We start from the raw sequence: 15,869 nt of genomic DNA, 5'->3' as shown, positions 1-15,869 counted from the left end.
TTTCAGGCAAATCGGGCACGCTGGCGCCGTGGCCGACTGGGTGTTCTCGATCGTCGACCGTCTCGGAGCCGCCGGGGTGGGGCTCCTGATCTTCCTCGAGAACGTGATCCCGCCGATCCCGTCCGAGGTGATCCTGCCGCTCGCGGGCTTCCGCGCCCGGGTCGGCGCGATCGACGCCCTCTGGGTCTGGCCGGCCGCGACCGCCGGGTCCGTCGCCGGGGCGCTCGTGCTCTACGGGCTGGGTGCGTGGCTGGGCTACGAACGGCTCCACGAGCTGGCGGGCAAACGCTGGTTCGTGCTGTCCAGCCGGAAGGACCTCGAACGCGGCCACGCGCTGTTCGCCCGGCACGGCGGCGCGATCGTGCTGCTCGCGCGGTGCGTGCCGCTGATCCGCAGCGTGGTCTCCGTCCCCGCCGGTCTCGCCCGGATGCCGCTCTGGCGGTTCACCGTGCTCACGGCCGTCGGCAGCGGGGTGTGGAACGCCGTGTTCCTCGGCCTCGGCTGGCTGCTGGGGGAGAACTGGGAGCGGGTCGAGGGCCACCTCGCGCCGGTCTCGACGGTGGTGCTGGTCCTCGTCGTGCTGGGGCTGCTCCGGCTCGTCGTGCGCCGGCTGCGGGGGCGGAACCGGAGGCGTGGCGCACACCGCGCCCGATGAGCACCCGATGAGGTTGCCTGCGCGCCCGCGACGGGTCACGATCGTCCGTCGGCGGACGGCGGAGGGGTGACCGGGGTGACCACGGATCAGGACTGGGCGGAGGACCGGCAACGGTTCGTCTCCCCCGACGACCGGGGCGCCGGGCCGCTGGCCGCCGAGTTCGTGGCGCTCGCGGCCGCCCTGCTCGAGGCGAACACCGTCGCCGACGTGCTGGAGCGGGTGATCCGGTCGGCGAAGGCCGTGGTGTCCGGGGCCGACCTGGTGAGTGTCACGCTGCGCGACCCGGAGCGCGGCTTCCACACGCCGGTCGAGACCGACGCGCTGGCCACCCGGCTCGACGAGCTGCAGTACCGGCTCGACGAGGGTCCGTGCGTGGCCGCCACCCGCCGGGAGGGGATGGGGCTGGTCCACGAGACCGACCTCACCGTCTCGGAGCAGTTCCCGCGGTGGGCCCCGGCGGCCGCCGACCTCGGGGTCCGCGGGGTGCTGGCGGTCGGACTCTTCCCCGATGGGGACGCCCCGCGGATGGGAGCCCTGAACCTCTACACGCTGGAGGGCGGCCCGCTCGACGTGGCCGAGCGCGACGTGGCGCTGGTGCTCGCCGCGCACGCGTCGACCGCACTGGCCGCGACGCAGGCCTGCGCGGCGTCCGACCTGGAGGCGGCGCAGCTGCGCCGGGCGCTGCAGAGCCGGGACGTGATCGGCCAGGCCAAGGGCATCCTGATGGAGCGCCGCGGGGTTTCCGCGGAGGAGGCCTTCGACATCCTGCGCCGCACCTCGCAGCAGCTCAACGTCAAGCTCGCGCAGGTCGCCGAGACGCTCGCGGCCCGCCGGTCGGAGCTGTGAACCGCCCTGCCGGACCGAGATCCGGGCGGCGCGAGGCGTCGTGACGTGATCACCAGTCCCGTGCGCTGACTGCCGCACAGCTGTCCCCGAGGGCACCTGAGCGACGATCGCCGCTGCTCAGGTGCCCTTTCCCGGGCGTGCCCTCGGGCGCGGTCCGTCGTTCACTTGACACCCCGCCTCGGTGGCCGCATGGTTAGCTACATGAGTAACGAACCAACGGACTGGGACAGGGTGGGGCGGTCGCCGTGATCGACGACGGGCGGCCCCTCTTCGTGCAGATCGCGGAGCAGATCGAGGCGTCGATCATCGACGGCTCGCTGCCGGAGGAGGGCCAGGTCCCGTCGACCAACGAGCTGGCCGCGTTCCACCGGATCAACCCGGCGACGGCCGCGAAGGGCGTGAACCAGCTCGTCGCCGACGGGGTGCTGTACAAGCGGAGGGGGATCGGGATGTTCGTCAGCACGGGCGCACGCACGCAGCTGCTGGAGCGACGCCGCGAGGAGTTCGCGAAGCAGTTCGTCGCGCCGCTGCTGGCGGAGGCCCGCAGGCTCGGGATGGACGCCGAGCAGATCAAGAAGATGATCGACGTCTGGGGGGACGACGAATGACGGCGGTGCGGATGCGCGGGGTCGTGAAGCGCTACGGCGACTTCACCGCGCTCGACGACGTGAACCTCGAGCTCAGGGAGAACACCGTCCACGGCCTGCTCGGCCGCAACGGTGCCGGCAAGACCACTATCATGCAGATCCTGACCGGTCAGGGCTTCGAGACGGCGGGCGAGGTCGAGGTGTTCGGCCTGCACCCGTACGAGAACCCGGCCGTGCTCGACCGGGTGTGCTTCATCCGGGAGGCGCAGAAGTACCCGGACGCCTTCCGGGTCCGCGACGCGCTCAGCGCCGCGGGGATGCTGTACCCGAACTGGGACGCCGACTTCGCCACGTCCCTGGTCGAGGAGTTCCACCTGCGCACCAGGCAGCCGATCAAGAAGCTCTCCCGTGGCCAGCTCTCGGCCGTCGGCGTGATCATCGGCCTGGCCTCGCGGGCGCCGCTGACCTTCTTCGACGAGCCCTACCTGGGGCTCGACGCCGTCGCGCGGCAGCTGTTCTACGACCGGCTGCTCGCCGACTACGCCGTGCACCCGCGCACGATCGTGCTGAGCACGCACCTGATCGACGAGGTCTCGGACCTGATCGAGCACGTCGTCGTGATCGACAAGGGCCGGATCCTCATGGACGAGGACGCCGACGTGCTGCGCGGCCGGGCCGTCACGGTCACCGGGCCGGCGGCCGCGGTGAAGGCCTTCGCCGCCGGCCACACCGAGCTGCACCGCGAGGAGCTGGGGGGCTTCCTGCGGGTGACGCTCGAGGGCGCCGACCCCGACACCCGGCTGCGCTCGGAGGGGCTGGAGTTCGAGCCCGTCTCGCTGCAGCAGCTGGTGGTCCGCACGACCCAGCTCGCGACGGAACCCCGCCGCGAGAACCACGACGGCCGGGAGGTGGCCGCGCGATGACCGCCGCTCTGGGCCCCGCCCCGTCCGCCCTCGACACGCCGGGCCGGCGTCGCCGTCCGCTCGCCGTCGCGCGGATGCAGCTGGTCAACCTCCCGATACAGCTGGGGATGCCCTGGCTGATCCTCGCAATCGCCTTCGCGGTCAACCTGGTGATCTTCGCGCTGGTGCCGGACCCGCCCGCGGGCGAGCCGAAGGTGACCGGCGGGCTCCTGTCGATCTACCTCTTCGTGGTCGTGGCCCACCTGGTGACGATGACGCAGGTCTTCCCGTTCGCCCTCGGGCTGTCGGTGACCCGGCGCGACTTCTTCACCGGCACGGCGCTGTTCATCGTCGCGCAGTCGGCGGTCCAGGGCCTGCTGCTGACCCTGCTGCTCGCGCTCGAGCAGGCCACCGGCGGCTGGGGCATGGGGCTGCACTTCTTCGGGGTGCCCTCCCTGGTGCAGCAGAACTGGGTGCTGCAGTGGCTGGTCTACACGGTGCCCTTCCTGCTGTTCTCCTTCGCCAGCATCCTCGCCGGCACGATCCTGAAACGCTTCGGCCAGCTCGGGATGTGGATCGCGTCCGTGGGTCTGCTCCTGCTCGGGGGGATCGCCGCGGTCCTGATCACCTGGCAGCAGGCGTGGCCGACGGTGGGCCGCTTCTTCGCGGAGACACCCGCGGCACTGCTGTTCGCCGGTTACCCGGCGATGCTCGCGGCCTTCGCGGCCGGGGTCGCCTACCTGTTCCTGCGTCGCGCCACGGTGTAGCGCACGCGGCGGCGGTGGGGGACCGCCGAGGGGGGAGCGGGAGGTCGTCGTCCCGGATCGGCGGGTCCGGGGCGGCGGCCCCCGCGTTCTCGGGGCTGCGTCCGTTCTCAGGTCCGGACGACCACGTCGGGGTCCGGGGCGTCGGCGAAGTACCGGCGTTCCTGCGCGAGGAACCGTGCGCGGTGCGGGGCGTAGCCCGGCCAGTCGGCGCGGGCGCGCAACCGGTGCTCCCGCTGCGCGGGCGGGCAGTCCACCCGGATCGCGGTGCTGGTGAAGGGGAGCAGCGCGGCCGCGCCCGAGCCGCAACCCTCCAGCACGACGACGGGCCCGCAGGGCTGGGTCCGCGGGTCGGCCGAGCGGACGTCGCGTTCCCAGACCCACGGCCACCAGCGCGCGGGCCGGCCGTGGAAGAGCGGCTCGGCGACCCACGCGCGGGCCAGCGGGATCGCGGCGGCGAGGCCGTCCCAGCCGGGGTAGAGCTCCTCGATCGACAGGACCGGGGCGTCGAGGGCCCGGCCGAGCCCCTCCGCGAGCACGCTCTTGCCCGAGCCGGACCAGCCGTCGACGGTGACGAGCCGGCACCCGCCCGGCCCGGGAGGACGCTCCCGGACGAGCCCGGGCAGGGCGCCGGCCGTCGTCACGACTGTCACGCGGTCAGCCTGCCGCGGACCCCCGCCGCGCGGCGCGGTGCCCCTGCCAGGCGTCGACCAGCAGGAAGGCGAGCAGGCTGAGGCCGAACAGCGGGGCGAGCCAGCCGAGCTGCGCTTCACCTCGGTGACGGTCCACGCCGAGGGCGCCGTGTCGGCCGAGCAGCCGGCGCCGGCCCCGCACCCCGCGCTCCGGCAGTACCAGGTCGGCGGCCCGCCGGACCCGCCGGGCGCGCCAACGGGCGACCCACAGCACCAGCCCGCCGAGCGCGACCACCCACAGCCACGACGCCGCGAGCTCGGAGTAGAGCCGGCCCGGCTCGCCCAGCAGCAGGTTGCGGTGCAGCTGGTCGAGGGTCATCCGCAGCGGGAGGACGCCGCTGGTGCCGTAGGTGAACAGCCTGCCGCGGACCTCCGCGGTGCCGGGATCGACGAACACAGTCCAGCGCTCGGACTCGCCCAGGCCCTCCTGGGTGAAGAGCACCCGGGTGGTGTCGCCGGCTCCGGGGCGGGACGGACGGCGTCGAGCGTGCCGGCCGGGTTCGTGGCCAGGGCCGCCGCGGCCTGGTCGGCGAGCGGGAGCGCGCGGGAGGTGGCGGGGACGTGCAGCTGCTCGTCGTAGAGCCACGACTCCAGCTGCGGGGCGAGCGCGTAGAGCACCCCGGTCACCGCCGCGACCAGGATGAACGGGTCCACGAGGAGCCCGGCGTAGAAGTGCAGCCGCAGGGCGAGGCCCTTCCAGGCCGGGCGTCGGACGGGGAGAGCGGCCGGTGGGGAGGCGGTCCCCTCGGGGGTGGGTTCGGACACGAGCGACATGAGGGTCTCCGGAGAGGACGGCGCGCAGGCGCGCAGCACCGCCGTGTCCCGGGGACGACGGCGGGAAGGGCGGGGGATCCGCTGCGAGCCCACGAGGGCGCACGTGGGCCGGCCGCACGCCACGAAGGCACGCGACGACGAGCGGAGCCGCGAGGAGGAGCGGCCGGCGCATCGGGTGCGCGGGGCCGGATCGGTCCGACATCCGCTGCGGTCACGCGCCCCGGCGCGAGGCGTTCACCGCGAATTCGTTCGACCTCGGCGCTCCCGGCCCGCAGACTCGCGACCGTGACCGTCACGCTGCGCGCCCTCGACGAGCCGACGCTCGTCGCCCTGCTCGACGCCGCCGTCGCGGGAGCCGAGCCGGCCGAGGTCATGCCGCCGGTCTCCGGCGCCGCGGGCTGGTCGGACGCCGCCCGCGCCGCCTTCCTCACCTTCCACCGCCGCCGGTCGGTGGGCGCGGTCGCGCCGGTGGAGCGCACGTGGGCGATCCTCGAGAGCGACGGGCGCGGCGAGACGGTCGTCGGCGCGGGCCGGCTCGAGCCGGTCGCCGACGGCCTCGAGGTCGGGATCTGGCTCGCCCGCGGGGCCCGCGGGCGCGGGGTCGGGCGCGCCGCCGTCCGGGAGCTGGTGGCGCTGGCCGGTGGCCGGCCCGTGGTCGCCGCGACGACGGACGACAACGCCGCCGCGGTCGCGGTGCTCCGCGGGCTCGGTGCGGTGCTGGTCGAGAGCGAGGGCGCGGTGCACGCGGTCCTGCCCGGCGGGCGGGTGCCCGAGGGTGCCGCCCCGACGCGAGGCTGACGATCCTCAGCGGAGGATCTCCACCGACGATCTCCGGCCCGGGGCGTCGATCGAGGAAACGCCGTCTGCCGTGGTGCGCACGCCGCCCGCGGGGTAGGCCTGTCGGTATGAGGGCTGCCTTCTACGACCGCACCGGACCCGCGCGCGAGGTCCTGACCGTCGGCGAGGTCGACACCCCCGAGCCCGGACCGGGGCAGGTCCGCGTCCGGGTCCGGGTGTCGGCGGTCAACCCTACCGACGTCAAGACCCGCGACGGCACGACCGCCCGGCCCTTCCAGGGTGTCCGCGTCCCGCACCAGGACGGCGTCGGCGAGATCGACGCCGTCGGCGAGGGCGTCGACGCCGTGCGGGTCGGCCAGCGGGTGTGGCTCTGGCTGGCCTCGCCCGGGGGAACGGATCCGGCCCCGGTCGCCGAATGGGGCACGGCGGCGGAGTACTGCGTGGTCCCGCAGGAGCAGGCGGTCCCGCTGCCGGAGTCGGCGTCGGACGAGCTCGGCGCCTGCCTCGGCGTCCCGGCCATGACGGCGTACCACTGCCTCTACACCGGCGGCTCGCCCGCCAAGTCGAACGTCCTGGTCGCGGGCGGTGCCGGCGCGGTCGGCCATTTCGCGGTGGAGCTCGCGAGCTGGGCCGGGGCGACCGTCGTCACCACCGTGTCGAGCCCCGAGAAGGCCGAGCTGGCGACGCGCGCCGGCGCCGACCTCGTCGTGAACTACCGGGAGCCCGACGTCGAGCAGCGGATCCGGGCCCTGGTCCCCCAGGTCGACCGGGTCGTGGAGGTGGCGCTGGGCGCGAACCTCGATCTCGACCTGGCGCTGCTGGCCCCCGGAGGCACGATCGTGACCTACGCCGCCACGCCGCAGGACCCCACGATCCCGGTGCGGACGCTCATGACCGCCAACGCGGCGCTGCGGTTCGTGCTGCTCTACGGCGTGCCGCGGGAGGACCTCGCCGCCGCCGCGCGCGAGATCACGGTCGCGGTCTCGGAGGGGGCGCTGAGCCCGCTGCCGGTGCACCGCTTCGCGCTCGCGGACGTCGCCGCCGCCCACGAGGCCGTCGAGTCCGGGACGACGGGGAAGGTTCTGGTCGACATCGGATAGTCGGCACGCCCGCGACCGGGAACTCGACGTGTCGAGGCGCCGCGGTCGGGTACTGCTCGGCATGGTCCGGATCGCCGAGGTCGGAGTCTGGTGGGTCGTGCTCACGGGCGTGTGGGCGGTGACCGTGTCCCCGATGACCGTGCCCGACATGGTCGTCGGCGCGGCCTGCGCGGTGCCCTGCGCGCTCGTCGCGGTGCCCGCCCGGCGGGCGCTCCGCTCGCGGTGGCGGGTGGACCCGGCCGCGCTGCGCTGGCTGCCCGCGGTGGCGCTCGGCGCGGTGACCGACACCGTCCGCGTGCTCCTGGGCCGCCCCGCCCCGCCCCGGGTGCGGGAGGTCGTGCTCGCCGAGGTCGGGGGCGGCCGGGACCCGGCCGCCCAGGACACCTACCGCGCGCTCGCGACGATCGCGATCGCCGCCACGCCCGGCAGTGTGGTGCTCGGCGAACGGGGCCGGCGCGGGCTCGTCCTGCACGAGCTCGGCCGCAGCCGCCCGGAGGTGTCGGAGGTGGTGCGGTCGTGATCGTCTGGTATGTCGCGGGGCTGGCGCTGCTGGCCGGCGGGCTGCTCCCCGCGGCCTGGCTCGGCGCGCGGGGCGGGCCCGTGGAGCGCCTGGTCGGGCTCGAGCTGGCCGCCGCGGTGACGGCGTTGCTGCTGCTCGTGCTCGCCCAGGCGGGCGGGCAGTCCTCGCTGCTGATCGTGCCGCTGGTGCTGGTGGTGCTCTCCTTCGCCGGCACGCTGGTCTTCACCCGGCTGCTGAGGCAGGACCCGTGACCGCGGCGCAGGTGGTCTCGGCGGTGGCGACCGGGGCCGGGGTGCTGGTCGTCGTGCTCGCCGCACTGCGGGCGCTCGTCACACGGGACGTGCTGGTCCGATTGCACCTGATCACGCCGGTGACGTCCGTCGGCGGGCCGCTCATCGGCCTGGGCCTGGCGATCCCGAACGGCTGGACCGCGCCGACCGCCCAGATCCTGGTCACGGTGTTCCTGCTCGCCCTCACCGGGCCGGTGCTGGGCAGCGCCACCGGCCGCCTGGTCGCGCGGGCGGACGGGGCGGCCGCGGAGGGGGACCGGTGAGCGGGGTGGCGCTGGCGACCATGCTGGTCGCCCTGACGCTGGTCGCGGTGCTCGGCACCGCCGTGGTGCTGACCGCGGACCCCGCCCGCCAGGCGGTGACCCTGTCGGTGTTCGGGCTCGCGCTCACGGTGCTGTTCTTCTCGTTCCAGGCCCCCGACGTGGCGCTCGCGCAGCTCGCCATCGGCGCGGCCGTCGTGCCCCTGATGGTGATGCTGGCCCTGCGCCGGGTGCGGCGGCAGCGATGACCCGCCGCGTCCGCCTGATCGTCTTCGCCGCCGCGGCGGCGGCCGTCGGCGTGCTCCTGGTGGTCACCGTCGTCGGCATGCCGCCCTTCGGCAACGCCTTCCACCCCTACCGGGACGTGGCCGTGGCCGCCGCGATCGCCCACCAGACCGCCAACGTCGTGTCCGGCGTCAACTACGACCTGCGCGCCTTCGACACCCTCGGGGAGGAGACGATCCTGCTCGGGTCGGTCGTCGGCGCGGCGGTCCTGCTGCGGCCCGGCCGCGAGGAGCGCGAACGCACGGAGGTGCCCGAGGACGAGCCGCCGCTGCAGGCGGTCCGGCTGGTCGGGTACCTGCTGCTGCCGGTCACGCTGGTGCTCGGGCTCGACGTCGTCGCCCACGGGCACCTCACCCCCGGCGGCGGGTTCCAGGGCGGCGTGGTGCTCGGCACCGGGCTCCACCTGCTCTACCTGGCCGGCGGGTTCCGGGCGCTGGAGCGGCTGCGGGCCGTCCCGCCCTTCGAGGTGGGGGAGGCGGTCGGGACCGCCGCCTTCGTCGCCGTCGGCATCGCCGGGCTCGCGGTCACCGGCTCCTTCCTGGCGAACGTGCTGCCCCTCGGCACGTTCGGGTCGATGCCGTCCAGCGGCATCGTGCCGCTGCTCAACGTCGCCGTCGGCATGGAGGTGGCCTCCGGGGTGATCCTGTTGCTCGCCCATTTCCTCGACCAGGCCCTGCGGGTGGAGCGCCGGTGAGCATCCTGCACGTCTACGCGTACCTGGTCGCGGGCTGGCTGCTGCTCGGCGGCGCCTTCGGCATCGCGCGCAGCCGGAACCTGATCCACGCCGTGGTGTGCCTGTCGATCGCCCAGTCCGGCACGTACGTCCTGCTGATCGCGATCGGCTACCAGTCGGGCGCGTCCCCGCCGGTGTTCGGCGGCAGCACACCGCCGGACGTCGCGGCGCACAGCGCGGTCGTCGACCCGGTGGTGCAGGCCATGACGCTGACCGACGTCGTCGTCGCGGCCACGGTGACCGCGCTGCTGCTCGCACTGGCCGTCCAGGTGGCGAAGCGGCACGGCACCCTGGACCCCGACGAGCTGACCTCACTGCGGGGCTGACCGTGGCGCTGTCCGTCCCCGTGGCCGTGCTGGCCCCGCTCGCGATCGGCGCGCCGATCCTCGGGGCGTGCCTGCTCCTGACGGTCGGCCGCCGGGTGCCCCGGCGCCTGGTCGACGGGACCGCGGTCGCGGTCGCCGCGCTGGTCCTGGCCCTCGACGTCCTGCTCCTCGTGCGCAGCGCGGGGGACCCGGCGGGACACCTCGCCACCTGGATCGGGGGGTGGGGCCCCGGTTCCCCCGCGCTCGGCATCGCCCTGGTGGCCGACCCGTTCGCGGCCGGGGCCGCCGTGATCGCGGCGGCGCTCACGGTCGCCGCCCTGGTCTACACCTGGCACTACCTCGACTCGGCCGAGGCGCACTTCCACGCCCTGTTGCTGCTCTTCCTCGCCGGCATGACCGGGTTCGTGCTCAGCGGCGACCTGTTCGACATGTTCGTGTTCTTCGAGCTCATGGGGGCGGTCGCGTACGCGCTGACCGGCTTCCGGGTCGAGGAGCCGACCTCGGTGCAGGGGGCGCTCGCCTTCGGCGTCGTGAACTCCTTCGGCGCCTACGTGACCCTCACCGGCATCGGCGTGCTGTACGCGCAGACCGGGCAGCTCGGCCTGGCGCCGCTCGCCGTCGCCCTGCAGGGCCGACCCCCCGGGGCGGTGGTCGTCGGCGGGTTCGTGCTGGTGGTCACCGGGTTCTGCGTGAAGGCCGCGCTCGTCCCGTTCCACTTCTGGCTCGACGACGCCCACGCCGTCGCGCCCACCCCGGTGTGCGTCCTCTTCTCGGGGATCATGGTCGAGCTCGGGCTCTACGGGGTGTTCCGGGTGACGACCGTGGTGTTCGGTCCGGTGCTCCCGCACGCCGACCTGCAGCGGACCTTCCTGGTGCTCGGCACCCTCACCGCGCTGCTGGGCGCCGTGCTCTGCTTCCTGCAGCGCCACCTCAAACGGCTGCTCGCCTACTCCACCATCGCGCACGTGGGGCTGTTCACCATCGCCTTCGGCACGCTCGACCCGGCCGGGACGGCCGGCGCCGCCCTCTACGTCGCCGGGCACGCCGCGACCAAGTCCGCCCTGTTCCTCGTCGCCGGCTCGATCCTCGACCGCTACGGCAGCGTCGACGAGATCGACCTGCACGGGGCGGGCCGGCGCGCCCGCGTGCTGCCCTGGCTCATGCTGCTCGGCGGGTTCGCCCTCGCGGGGCTGCCGCCGTTCGGCTCCGGGCTGGGGAAGGCGGTCTCCGAGGAGGCCGTCGCCGAGGCCGGGGCCCCCTGGGCGCCGGCCCTGTTCGTGCTGGTCTCGGCCGTGACGGGAGCCGCGGTGCTGCGGGCGGCCTGCCGGATCTACTTCGGTCTCGGGAGCAGGCCGGACAAGGACACCGCCCCGCTGGACACGAAGGGGAGCGAGGAGGCGGAGGTCAAGGGCCTGCTGAAGCGGGTCCCCGCGACGATGCTGGGGCCGCTCGTGGTGCTGCTGGCGGGCGGACTCGTGCTCGGCGTCCTGCCGGGCGTGCCGCAGGCCTTCGCCGAGGCCGCCGACCACTTCCTCGACCGCGCGGGCTACCTGGCTTCGGCATTCGGCACGGCCGCCGCTCCGGCCGCGCCGTCGCCCGCATCGGGCTGGACGACCTCGGGCGTGGTCCTCGGCCTGGTCTCCTCGGCGCTCGCCGCGCTCCTCGCGCTCGCCGCGCTGTACCGGGACCGCCTTCCCGGCCCGTCGGCCGTCGGCCGCCGGATCGGCGACGCGGTGGTCGCGCGGCTGCGGGGCCTGCACTCCGGGCACATCGGGGACTACATCACCTGGCTGCTGGTCGGGGTCGCCCTGCTGGGTGCGCTGGTCGGGCTGCCGTTGCTGGCCGGGTGAGGTCCGGCCCACCCGGCCGGGTGGAACGAGGGGTGCGGCGGGTAGTCCCGGGGCATGCCGGACGAGCCCCACCTCGAGCCCGTCGGCCCCGCCGACAGCGGCGCGGCGACCGACACCGCGACCGACACCGCGACCGACACCGCGACCGAGACCCTCACGGTCGTCGGCCTGCTGGCCGACCCGAACCTGCCCGGTGAGCTGGCCGAACAGCTCGTCGAGGGCCTGCCGCAGGTCCTCGCCGCCCGGCTGGACGCGCCGCGGACCTGGGAGGTCGAGACCGTCGTCGAGCCCTTCGAGGCCAACGACCGCGGTGAGCGCGCCCTGGACCGTGCGCGCGAGCGGGTCCGCCGCACCCGCTGGGACGTCGCCGTGTGCCTCACCGACGTCCCGGCGAAGGCGAGCGGTGTCCCGGTGGTCGCGCAGGTGAGCGAGCGGGACCGGGTGGCCGTGGTGTCCGTGCCCGCCCTCGGCGGGGTGCGGCTGCTCCCGCGGGTCCGCGACGCCGTCGTCGACCTGGTGGGGCGGCTGCTCGGGATCGACGCGGCGGCGGCGGCCCGCCGGCCCACCCGGCGGGCCGCGCTGCTGCACGAGCCGGGCATGGCCGCCGAGGACGCCGACGAGACCGTCCTGGCCCGGGGCGGCTCGCTGCGGCTGCTGGCGGGGATGGTGCGCACCAACCGGCCGTGGCGGCTGACCGTCGGGTTGGGCACGGCTCTTGCGGGGGCCGCCGCGGGCTCGGCCTTCGGGCTCCTCTACTCGAACATCTGGCAGCTCGCCAACGCCCTCACGGCCTGGCGGCTCGCCCTCGCGTTCGTCGGTTCCCTCGCGATCTTCGTGGTCTGGCTGATCGTGGGGCACCGGCTCTGGGAGCGCGGTTCGCCCGAGGTCGGGATCGACCGGCTGCTCAACCTCGGTACGGTCCTCACGCTCGCGACCGGGACGGGCCTGTTCTCGGTGGCCCTGCTGGTGCTCAACGCGATCGTGGCGTCGGTGATCATCCCGGCCGGGTACCTGAGCCGCGTGCTCGGCCATCCCGCCGGGCTCGGGGACTACGTGCCGATCGTGGTCCTCGCGACGATCATGGGCGTGGTCGCCGGGGCGGTCGGCTCCGGGCTGGAGGACGACGCCACGGTCAGGCTGGTCGCCTACGGCCACCGGCAGCGGGAACGCCGCGACCTCGCCGCCCGGCTCGAGGCCGCGGCCCGGGAGGAGTGACCCGACGTCCCGCCGGTCCGCCCCGCGGTGACGGTGGTGCCGCCGGCCCCGCGGCGTGCGCGCCGAGGCCTCAGCCGACCACCGTCGTGACCCCGTCCGCGGCGACGACCAGGCCGGTCCGGCCGCGTGCGGCGAGCCAGCCCGCGGCGTCGGGGCCCAGGGCGTAGGCGGCCGTGGCGTCGACGTCCGCGACCGTGAGCGAGGGGGCGATCACCGTGACCGAGCCGAGCCCGGACGGCGGGAGCCCGGTCCGCGCGTCGACGACGTGGGCCGCGCGGTGGGCCGCGCCTGAGGTGGCGACGGCGCCGGTGCGGATCGGGATCACCGCGACGAGCCGCCCCGGGTCGCGCGGGTCCTCGACACCGATCCGCCACGGGGCGTCGTCGGGGTGCAGGGTGCGGCAGGTGAGGTCGCCGCCCGCGGACAGGCAGAAGTCGGTGTCGGGCACCGTGACCAGGGCCGCCGCGGCCCGCTCCACGGCCCAGCCCTTGACGACGCCGGACGGGTCGAGGCGGCCGGCGCGCCGGACGTCGAACGCGCCGTCGGAGTCCCGGCGGGCGGCCTCCCCGACCGCCAGGACCTCGCGCACCTCGGGCGGGCAGTCGCGCTCGTCGAGCTCGCCGCGGCCCAGCCGGGAGATCACCGAGTCGGGGCGGTAGGTGCTGAAGACCCGGTCGGCCTCGCGGAGGACGGCCAGGGCGTCGGCCCAGGCGGCGCGGGCCCGTTCGTCGCTGGTGTGCCGGCCGCGCAGCGCGAGGCTGATCGGCATCCCCATGACGTGCTCGACGTAGCGGGCCGGGCGGGGAGCGGCGGCAGGGGCGGTGGGCACAGGGGACACGGTGGACACGGCGGGTGCGGTCATGCGAGGCCGGCCTGGTCGAGGGCGCTCTGCAGGGACTGGACGTAGCCGTCGGAGGTCACGGTCGCGCCGCTGACCATGTCGATGGAGGCGCTCTGCGCGCTGATCGTCTCCTTCGTGAGGACGGGCAAGGCGGAGGCGTTGATCTGCTGGTCCCTGCCGTTCCCGTTGGGGTACTGGGGGACGGTGACGTTCGTGATCTTCCCGCCCGCCACGGTGATCGCGACCTGGACCGGACCCCAGCGGGTCTGGGCGACCGACCCGGTGTAGGTGGTGGTGCCGGTGCCGCCCGACGTGCCGCTGCTCGCGCTGCTGCCGGTGCTGCCCGAGGTGCCGGTGCTGCCCGAGCCGCTGCCGGCGCTCGCCCCGGAACCCGTGCCGGGCGCGGCGACGACCGTGTCGGAGGTGGGCGTGGCGGAGGCGCCCGTCGAGGTCTTGTAGCCGAAGAGCAGCGCGACCACGGCGACGGTGCTCAGGAACCAGGTCAGGATGCGGCGCACGCGGTCACCATCCGAAGGTCTCGACGTGGATGCGGCCCTCCGGCACCCGGGCCGCGGCCAGGGTCCGGTGGACCGAGGCGGACCAGGCCTCGGGGCCGCAGAGGTAGACATCGCGCTGCGCGACGTCGGGGATCAGGGCGAGGAGGACGGCGAGGTCGTCGGCGGGGCCGGCGCCCTCGCCGAGCCAGGAGTCCGGGGCGCGGCGCCGGCCGGGGAGCCAGTGCACCCGCAGGCCCCGCTCACGGGCGAGGACGTCGAACTCCGCGGCGAACAGCGGTGCGCCCGTGCCGCGCTGCAGCAGCACGGCATCGCCCGGGGCGTACGAGAGGCCCTCGGCGAGCGCCCGCAGCGGGGTGATCCCGACCCCGGCCCCGATCAGCGCGACCCGGTCGCGGGTGCGCGGGCGCGCGGTGAGCCGGCCGTAGGGGCCCTCCACGAGCACCCGGGTACCGAGGCGCAGGCTGCGGACGAGCCGGCTGCCGTCGCCCAGGTCCTTGACCGTGATCCGCAGGCTGCGGCCGTCCGGGGCGGCCGAGAGCGAGTACGGGTGGGCGCGGGTCCAGCCGGGCCCGCTGAGGAAACGCCAGGTCAGGAACTGCCCGGCGGCGACCGGGAGGCGGTCCATGGCGCGACCGGTCACGTACACCGACACGACGTCGTGCGCCTCGGGGACCACCGAGGTGACCCGCAGGTCGTGGCGCAGCGAGCGGAGCACCGGCAGGCCGACCCGCCAGACCAGCACCGCCGCGGCGGCCGCGGCCCAGAGCGTCCACCAGTAGACGGTCGCGGCCGTGGAGGACAGCAACTCCTGGCCGGTCCACAGCTGGTGCGGCAGCGCGAGCCCGACGCCGAGGTAGGCGTACAGGTGCAGGAGGTGCCAGGACTCGTGGCGCAGCCGGTTGCGGGCGGCTCGCACACTCGTCACGACGACGAGAACGAGGCAGGCGGTGCCGGCCAGGGCCAGCAGCATGCCGGGGTAGTCGACGGTGAGCGTCCAGAAGGTGCCGGGGAGCGCGCTGATCCGGCCGGCCGCGTAGCCCCACGTGATCAGCACCAGGTGCAGCAGCATCAGGGTGAACGAGGTGAACCCGACGAGCCGGTGGACCCGGGCCAGCCGGTCCTGCCCTACCGAGCGTTCCAGCGGCGGGATCCGGGCCATCAACAGCACCTGGACCAGCAGGAGGTCCGAGGCGAGCAGGCCCGTCCAGCGGCCCGTCGAGGTCAGGCCGTCGGCCCAGGAGCCGAGGTCCTCGATCCCGCCGCCCGCGAGCCAGAGGTAGGTGACGACGACCAGGCTCGCCGCCACGGCGACACCGGCCAGGTAGCGGATCACCGAATCGGTGCGGGCCGGCCGGGCGTCGACCCGGGTGCCGTGCCGGGCGGTGGGTGGGTCGAGCGTGGTGGTCACGTGGACTGCCCGGTGGTGCTGCTCGTGAGGCTGCCCGTGCCGCCGGTGCCCGCGCTGCCGCTTCCGGTACCAGTGCCGCTCCCGGTGCCGGTCCCGGCGGTGGCGTGTCCGATCGCGTACCTGCCCGCCCCGCCGGCGAGCACGAGGCCGACGGCCGCTGCGACCAGCACGACGGTCCGGCGCACACCCGGGCGCCCGGCACGCGGCTCGGCGACGGAGTGGGGGCCGGGGTGCACGGCGGTCGAGGCGATGTCGTAGACGGGGTGGGCGGCCCCGACCTCGGCGCGGTCCGGTGCGGTTCCGTCGAGGTGCTCGGGGTCGGTGAGGACGGGGCGCGGGGAGGAGAAGGGTTCCCAGCGGGACCCGCTGGGGTACAGGTCGTTGCTCACGGTGCTCCTTCGGCATCGGTCGAGGACCAGCCTCCGGCGGCATCGTGGGTGATCTCGGTGTGCCGGCTGTGAACCGGCTGTGGGCCGAGCCCCGGCTTCCCGGCCCGGCTGCCGGT

At 75.1% G+C, this 15,869-nt stretch carries 20 protein-coding genes and 1 pseudogene; 15 read left to right on the top strand and 6 right to left on the bottom strand.

Going from position 1 to position 15,869, the window contains the following annotated elements; translation table 11 throughout:
• The first annotated feature begins 28 nt into the window (after nucleotides 1–28).
• The 5 genes from LWC33_RS17685 (at nucleotide 29) to LWC33_RS17665 (ending at nucleotide 3,757) form a co-directional block, all read left to right on the top strand.
• Nucleotides 29–655: a DedA family protein gene (locus LWC33_RS17685; RefSeq protein WP_233305500.1), complete on the top strand. Its 627-nt coding sequence runs from the start codon at nucleotides 29–31 to the stop codon at nucleotides 653–655.
• A 75-nt stretch (nucleotides 656–730) separates the two neighbouring features.
• Nucleotides 731–1,501, top strand: a complete 771-nt coding sequence (locus LWC33_RS17680) for an ANTAR domain-containing protein (protein ID WP_233305499.1) — start codon at nucleotides 731–733, stop codon at nucleotides 1,499–1,501.
• A 248-nt stretch (nucleotides 1,502–1,749) separates the two neighbouring features.
• Nucleotides 1,750–2,109: a GntR family transcriptional regulator gene (locus tag LWC33_RS17675; protein WP_233305541.1), complete on the top strand. Its 360-nt coding sequence runs from the start codon at nucleotides 1,750–1,752 to the stop codon at nucleotides 2,107–2,109.
• Nucleotides 2,106–3,011 carry an ABC transporter ATP-binding protein gene (locus tag LWC33_RS17670; protein ID WP_233305498.1) on the top strand — a complete coding sequence of 302 codons (906 nt, stop codon included), beginning with the start codon at nucleotides 2,106–2,108 and terminating at the stop codon, nucleotides 3,009–3,011. The genes LWC33_RS17675 and LWC33_RS17670 overlap by 4 nt, the downstream gene beginning before the upstream one ends.
• Nucleotides 3,008–3,757 carry a hypothetical protein gene (locus LWC33_RS17665; protein WP_233305497.1) on the top strand — a complete coding sequence of 250 codons (750 nt, stop codon included), beginning with the start codon at nucleotides 3,008–3,010 and terminating at the stop codon, nucleotides 3,755–3,757. The genes LWC33_RS17670 and LWC33_RS17665 overlap by 4 nt, the downstream gene beginning before the upstream one ends.
• Nucleotides 3,758–3,864: 107 nt before the next feature.
• Here the strand turns inward: LWC33_RS17665 and LWC33_RS17660 are convergent, their stop codons facing one another.
• On the bottom strand, nucleotides 3,865–4,407 hold the full coding sequence (locus LWC33_RS17660; RefSeq protein ID WP_233305496.1) for a nucleoside/nucleotide kinase family protein: 543 nt from the start codon (nucleotides 4,405–4,407) through the stop codon (nucleotides 3,865–3,867).
• Nucleotides 4,408–4,411: 4 nt separating this feature from the next.
• Nucleotides 4,412–5,220 (bottom strand): annotated as a pseudogene (locus LWC33_RS17655) (PepSY-associated TM helix domain-containing protein).
• 285 nt (nucleotides 5,221–5,505) lie between these two features.
• Here LWC33_RS17655 and LWC33_RS17650 point away from each other — a divergent pair.
• The 10 genes from LWC33_RS17650 to LWC33_RS17605 all read left to right on the top strand — a co-directional run bounded on the left by LWC33_RS17650 (nucleotide 5,506) and on the right by LWC33_RS17605 (nucleotide 12,597).
• Entirely contained in the window at nucleotides 5,506–6,018 is a 513-nt protein-coding gene (locus tag LWC33_RS17650; protein ID WP_233305495.1) for a GNAT family N-acetyltransferase, read from the top strand.
• A gap of 107 nt (nucleotides 6,019–6,125) precedes the next feature.
• Nucleotides 6,126–7,118: an NADPH:quinone reductase gene (locus LWC33_RS17645; RefSeq protein ID WP_233305494.1), complete on the top strand. Its 993-nt coding sequence runs from the start codon at nucleotides 6,126–6,128 to the stop codon at nucleotides 7,116–7,118.
• Nucleotides 7,119–7,146: 28 nt separating this feature from the next.
• On the top strand, nucleotides 7,147–7,638 hold the full coding sequence (locus LWC33_RS17640; RefSeq protein WP_233305493.1) for a Na+/H+ antiporter subunit E: 492 nt from the start codon (nucleotides 7,147–7,149) through the stop codon (nucleotides 7,636–7,638).
• Nucleotides 7,635–7,889, top strand: coding sequence for a monovalent cation/H+ antiporter complex subunit F (locus tag LWC33_RS17635; RefSeq protein WP_233305492.1), 255 nt, complete (start codon nucleotides 7,635–7,637; stop codon nucleotides 7,887–7,889). Before LWC33_RS17640 ends, LWC33_RS17635 begins: the two co-directional genes overlap by 4 nt.
• Nucleotides 7,886–8,191: a monovalent cation/H(+) antiporter subunit G gene (locus tag LWC33_RS17630; protein WP_233305491.1), complete on the top strand. Its 306-nt coding sequence runs from the start codon at nucleotides 7,886–7,888 to the stop codon at nucleotides 8,189–8,191. The genes LWC33_RS17635 and LWC33_RS17630 overlap by 4 nt, the downstream gene beginning before the upstream one ends.
• Entirely contained in the window at nucleotides 8,188–8,436 is a 249-nt protein-coding gene (locus LWC33_RS17625) for a Na(+)/H(+) antiporter subunit B (protein ID WP_233305490.1), read from the top strand. Before LWC33_RS17630 ends, LWC33_RS17625 begins: the two co-directional genes overlap by 4 nt.
• Complete coding sequence (locus LWC33_RS17620; protein WP_233305489.1) at nucleotides 8,433–9,167, top strand: MnhB domain-containing protein; 735 nt, start codon at nucleotides 8,433–8,435, stop codon at nucleotides 9,165–9,167. The genes LWC33_RS17625 and LWC33_RS17620 overlap by 4 nt, the downstream gene beginning before the upstream one ends.
• Entirely contained in the window at nucleotides 9,164–9,532 is a 369-nt protein-coding gene (locus LWC33_RS17615; protein ID WP_233305488.1) for a sodium:proton antiporter, read from the top strand. Before LWC33_RS17620 ends, LWC33_RS17615 begins: the two co-directional genes overlap by 4 nt.
• A 2-nt stretch (nucleotides 9,533–9,534) precedes the next feature.
• Complete coding sequence (locus LWC33_RS17610; RefSeq protein ID WP_233305487.1) at nucleotides 9,535–11,382, top strand: complex I subunit 5 family protein; 1,848 nt, start codon at nucleotides 9,535–9,537, stop codon at nucleotides 11,380–11,382.
• A 54-nt stretch (nucleotides 11,383–11,436) separates the two neighbouring features.
• Nucleotides 11,437–12,597: a hypothetical protein gene (locus tag LWC33_RS17605; RefSeq protein ID WP_233305486.1), complete on the top strand. Its 1,161-nt coding sequence runs from the start codon at nucleotides 11,437–11,439 to the stop codon at nucleotides 12,595–12,597.
• 70 nt (nucleotides 12,598–12,667) lie between these two features.
• On the opposite strand, the gene LWC33_RS17600 is transcribed toward LWC33_RS17605, so the two are convergent.
• From LWC33_RS17600 to LWC33_RS36095, 4 genes are read right to left on the bottom strand one after another with little or no spacing between them, the layout of a single operon-like run.
• A complete protein-coding gene (locus LWC33_RS17600) occupies nucleotides 12,668–13,426 on the bottom strand; it encodes an FAD:protein FMN transferase (RefSeq protein WP_233305485.1) in 759 nt (252 codons plus the stop codon).
• A 29-nt stretch (nucleotides 13,427–13,455) separates the two neighbouring features.
• A complete protein-coding gene (locus tag LWC33_RS17595; RefSeq protein ID WP_233305484.1) occupies nucleotides 13,456–13,956 on the bottom strand; it encodes an FMN-binding protein in 501 nt (166 codons plus the stop codon).
• 4 nt (nucleotides 13,957–13,960) lie between these two features.
• Entirely contained in the window at nucleotides 13,961–15,364 is a 1,404-nt protein-coding gene (locus tag LWC33_RS17590; protein ID WP_233305483.1) for a ferredoxin reductase family protein, read from the bottom strand.
• On the bottom strand, nucleotides 15,361–15,753 hold the full coding sequence (locus LWC33_RS36095) for a hypothetical protein (RefSeq protein WP_233305482.1): 393 nt from the start codon (nucleotides 15,751–15,753) through the stop codon (nucleotides 15,361–15,363). The genes LWC33_RS17590 and LWC33_RS36095 overlap by 4 nt, the downstream gene beginning before the upstream one ends.
• Between the last annotated feature and the right edge of the window lie 116 nt (nucleotides 15,754–15,869).

Source organism: Pseudonocardia terrae (assembly GCF_021343995.1).
Classification (GTDB): domain Bacteria; phylum Actinomycetota; class Actinomycetes; order Mycobacteriales; family Pseudonocardiaceae; genus Pseudonocardia; species Pseudonocardia terrae.
The sequence above is the reverse complement of the archived record's forward strand: the minus strand, read 5'-3'. Positions and strand labels throughout refer to the sequence as shown.

Excerpts from the sequence above, each read along its gene's own strand:
- LWC33_RS17645 (WP_233305494.1), top strand. The coding sequence starts at position 6,126 with ATGAGGGCTGCCTTCTACGACCGCACCGGACCCGCGCGCGAGGTCCTG.
- LWC33_RS17620 (WP_233305489.1), top strand. The coding sequence starts at position 8,433 with ATGACCCGCCGCGTCCGCCTGATCGTCTTCGCCGCCGCGGCGGCGGCC.
- LWC33_RS17670 (WP_233305498.1), top strand. The coding sequence starts at position 2,106 with ATGACGGCGGTGCGGATGCGCGGGGTCGTGAAGCGCTACGGCGACTTC.
- LWC33_RS17665 (WP_233305497.1), top strand. The coding sequence starts at position 3,008 with ATGACCGCCGCTCTGGGCCCCGCCCCGTCCGCCCTCGACACGCCGGGC.
- LWC33_RS17605 (WP_233305486.1), top strand. The coding sequence starts at position 11,437 with ATGCCGGACGAGCCCCACCTCGAGCCCGTCGGCCCCGCCGACAGCGGC.